Raw genomic sequence first — 3043 nt, forward strand, 5'->3', positions numbered from 1 at the left:
TTCCCATAAGAAAAACCTCCTCAGCAAACAGTGCTTTTAATTATTTACACTGTCTACTGGGAGGTCATCATATCATTTATTGTCGTGAGTTTTTTCTTTGAGTAAGATTCTATTCATTTAAGTATTCATAGAGCACTTTGAAATATTGCTCATAATCTTGATGCTCTGCTAAGCCTGAAACTTGACCATCACCTGCTTCAATAATTTTCCATGAACCATCTTCTAATTCAGCATAGTCAACAGTATAATATCCACTTTCTAGATGACTATACTTTTCTAATAATTGTTGAGGTGGTAATAATGCATTTATAGATTGTCCTGAATTTCTAGTGATAGTTGCTATTTTGTTGTTTATATAAAAGACCCTGTATTCATTGGTGTGGTCACCATAATACTTTAGGCTAAGATATTCCTTAATACATATTCCACCCGTCAACAAATTACCACGATACTTATAAAAGACTTCCATCCATTGATCAAATTCTTCCTGTGTAATATCTTTGTCAAAATATTTAGGAAACTCTGTACCCTTTACAGATTTAACAAAGTCTTTAACCATAAATCTACCAAAAGTATGTTTAATACTATCAATATTAATCTGAGTATAAAGAGGATATATTTCCATTTTTGCAGTATCCTGTTTTAATAGTTCATATACATTAGGGAAAATATGCATTAATTCATATTCTTTTGGAGTAGTTATTAAACGGATATTGTTTTCTAGAAGACATTGATAAAACCTTTCATACTTTTCTGGATTCATCATATATCCTCGATATACTGCAGTTCTTTCTACTTGAGGTATATCTTTGATAACTAATTGGTCTTCTTCAAACCATTTATCATATCCAAAAAGAATTATATCAAATAGTCCTGTTGATTTTACTGCATCATATTCAGCCTGTAAATCTTCATCTACTTTTGAGACATTAAAATAACTAGATGGGAATAAAATTAAATCAACCATATAAACCTCCTTAAAAATGTTTTACATTCGTACATATCAATATCTTATTCTAACTTTCCATATTCATTGATATATTCTTCGCCGTTTCCTATATCTACTTTCTAGCAATATTCTCAACATCTGCATCCAATGTTTTAAGTCTTTCAAGCCATCGTACAATCGTACCATCTTTTAAGAATGCGAGTATTGTCCCATCACAAAATCTTTCTGCGCGTATAGCACCATAAATCAAAGCAACAACACATTTAGCGTCTAAATCGTCAACCACTGCTGTTTCCATTGATTTCGCATTCCATTTGATACCATTTTCTTCAAGGACTTTTTGATAACTATATAATCCTACCTCTTCGTACTTATCTACAAATGAAAATACATCATCAATAAAATGGTCAACAACACATGAATAATTCACAAAAGGGAACTGAAGTGGATGTTCTGGTGTTCCATCATTCTTCTTATCAATAATCCATGTACCAAATTCTATTCCTGTGAATTCGTCTAAATATTTAGTTAAACTTTCATACATATAAATCACCCCTTAATAATCTTCATCTGTTTCATCAAATCCATCATCTACACCTTGTCTATAAGAAGGATCAGTATGGTATCTATCATGATCATAATCACCATCATCTACTGCTGAATTATACCCATCATCATAACTACTAGATGATTCACTTGATCCATAACTATTGTATTCCTTCTTAGGTTTTGATGGAGTGTAAGTGCTTGGTCCAGGTTTATTTAGTTCATATACTAATTCACCATCAATAGTGAGCTTATCATAATACTGTTGATTTTCTATTTCATAGTTATGCTTGTCACCAGATAATTTCATTATAAATCTATCATCTTCTTGAAATAACACAATTATTCCTTCTGATTCAAAAGGTTCACCATTCCAAAATATTTTAGATTCATTCTCATAATAATTCTTATTCCCGTTTACTTCTAATATCTTGTAGAATAAGTCTTTTGCACCACGTTTAGAGCCAATAGCTGATTCATAATAATCATCAACTGTATGACTTGAATAAGTAAAGTCTAGGTGATATACAGGTACACCATATGCTTTATTGTATTCAGTGTATGAACAACGATCTACCTTAATAGTTACATCTGGAAGATTGGTTGTTTGAATATATTCTTGTATTTCTGGTACATATTCTTTTTGATACATTTCTGCGACTTCTGTAGTCTTAAAGCCATACTTTAGATAATTAGGTATTGGACCTTTCAAGAAATCTGTAATAAGTATTATAAGCCCTAATAATATTGAAACAATGAAACTAAATAATACGAAATAAAATAATATGTTATCTTTATTGTGATTTTCTTTCATATGATTGATGTTCCCTTCTAGATGTATCTTCTTTCTATAGTTCTATTGTAGTCTATTTAAAAAAGAAATGTATTGAGTTATGATTCTACAATGCCTTTTATGAGGGGTTAATAAAATATTTTTATTTAATATAAAAGAACGGGTGTTAAACCGTTCTAGAGATTTACATATAAATCAATTAGTTGATCAATCTTGTCAGAATTGTTGGTCAGGCATATCGAAATACTTGGTCAACCCAATCGTAATATGTGGTAAACTAAAGTAGAATAATCAAACAAATGTCAAACCATTCTATACATCAATTATATTTTTATTGTATTATTTAACTTATTTTTCAGTATGTTGTGAAATATAATCTTTTACTACAGCTATATCTTCAGAGTGTCTATATCTATTTGTGCATTGAGTATTCTTTGAATATTCCTTCATAACATAATTTATATCTTCTATAGATAATTCAGGTAATTTACCTTTAAAAAAGTCCATAAAACAATCAGCAACATTAAACGCATTATAACCTGGAATATTACCTATCATCAATTTTATATATTCCGAAAGCTCAAAATCATTACATTCCTTAACAACATCATATATTTCTTCTATATACATAGGCGAACAGGAACTATTTTTATTTTTAAAATATCCATATACTGTTTCTTTTTTTGAATACCCACAAACCACAGGTCAGTGAAAATTAAATTTCATAAGCACCGATTAAACGGCGTTCATGAAGC

At 29.7% G+C, this 3043-nt stretch carries 4 protein-coding genes; all 4 read right to left on the reverse strand.

The window, feature by feature from the left end:
• Positions 1–109: 109 nt before the first annotated feature.
• Positions 110–967, reverse strand: a complete 858-nt coding sequence (locus ABUA27_RS12385) for an ATP-grasp domain-containing protein (protein ID WP_349820831.1) — start codon at positions 965–967, stop codon at positions 110–112.
• 94 nt (positions 968–1061) lie between these two features.
• Positions 1062–1493: a DUF6508 domain-containing protein gene (locus tag ABUA27_RS12390; protein WP_349820832.1), complete on the reverse strand. Its 432-nt coding sequence runs from the start codon at positions 1491–1493 to the stop codon at positions 1062–1064.
• Between the two features lie 12 nt (positions 1494–1505).
• Positions 1506–2207: a hypothetical protein gene (locus ABUA27_RS12395; RefSeq protein ID WP_349820833.1), complete on the reverse strand. Its 702-nt coding sequence runs from the start codon at positions 2205–2207 to the stop codon at positions 1506–1508.
• A 429-nt stretch (positions 2208–2636) separates the two neighbouring features.
• On the reverse strand, positions 2637–2918 hold the full coding sequence (locus tag ABUA27_RS12400) for a hypothetical protein (protein ID WP_349820834.1): 282 nt from the start codon (positions 2916–2918) through the stop codon (positions 2637–2639).
• Positions 2919–3043 lie beyond the last annotated feature (125 nt).

The organism is Catenibacterium sp. RTP21428st1_D7_RTP21428_210409, from assembly GCF_040227455.1.
Classification (GTDB): domain Bacteria; phylum Bacillota_I; class Bacilli_A; order Erysipelotrichales; family Coprobacillaceae; genus Catenibacterium; species Catenibacterium mitsuoka_A.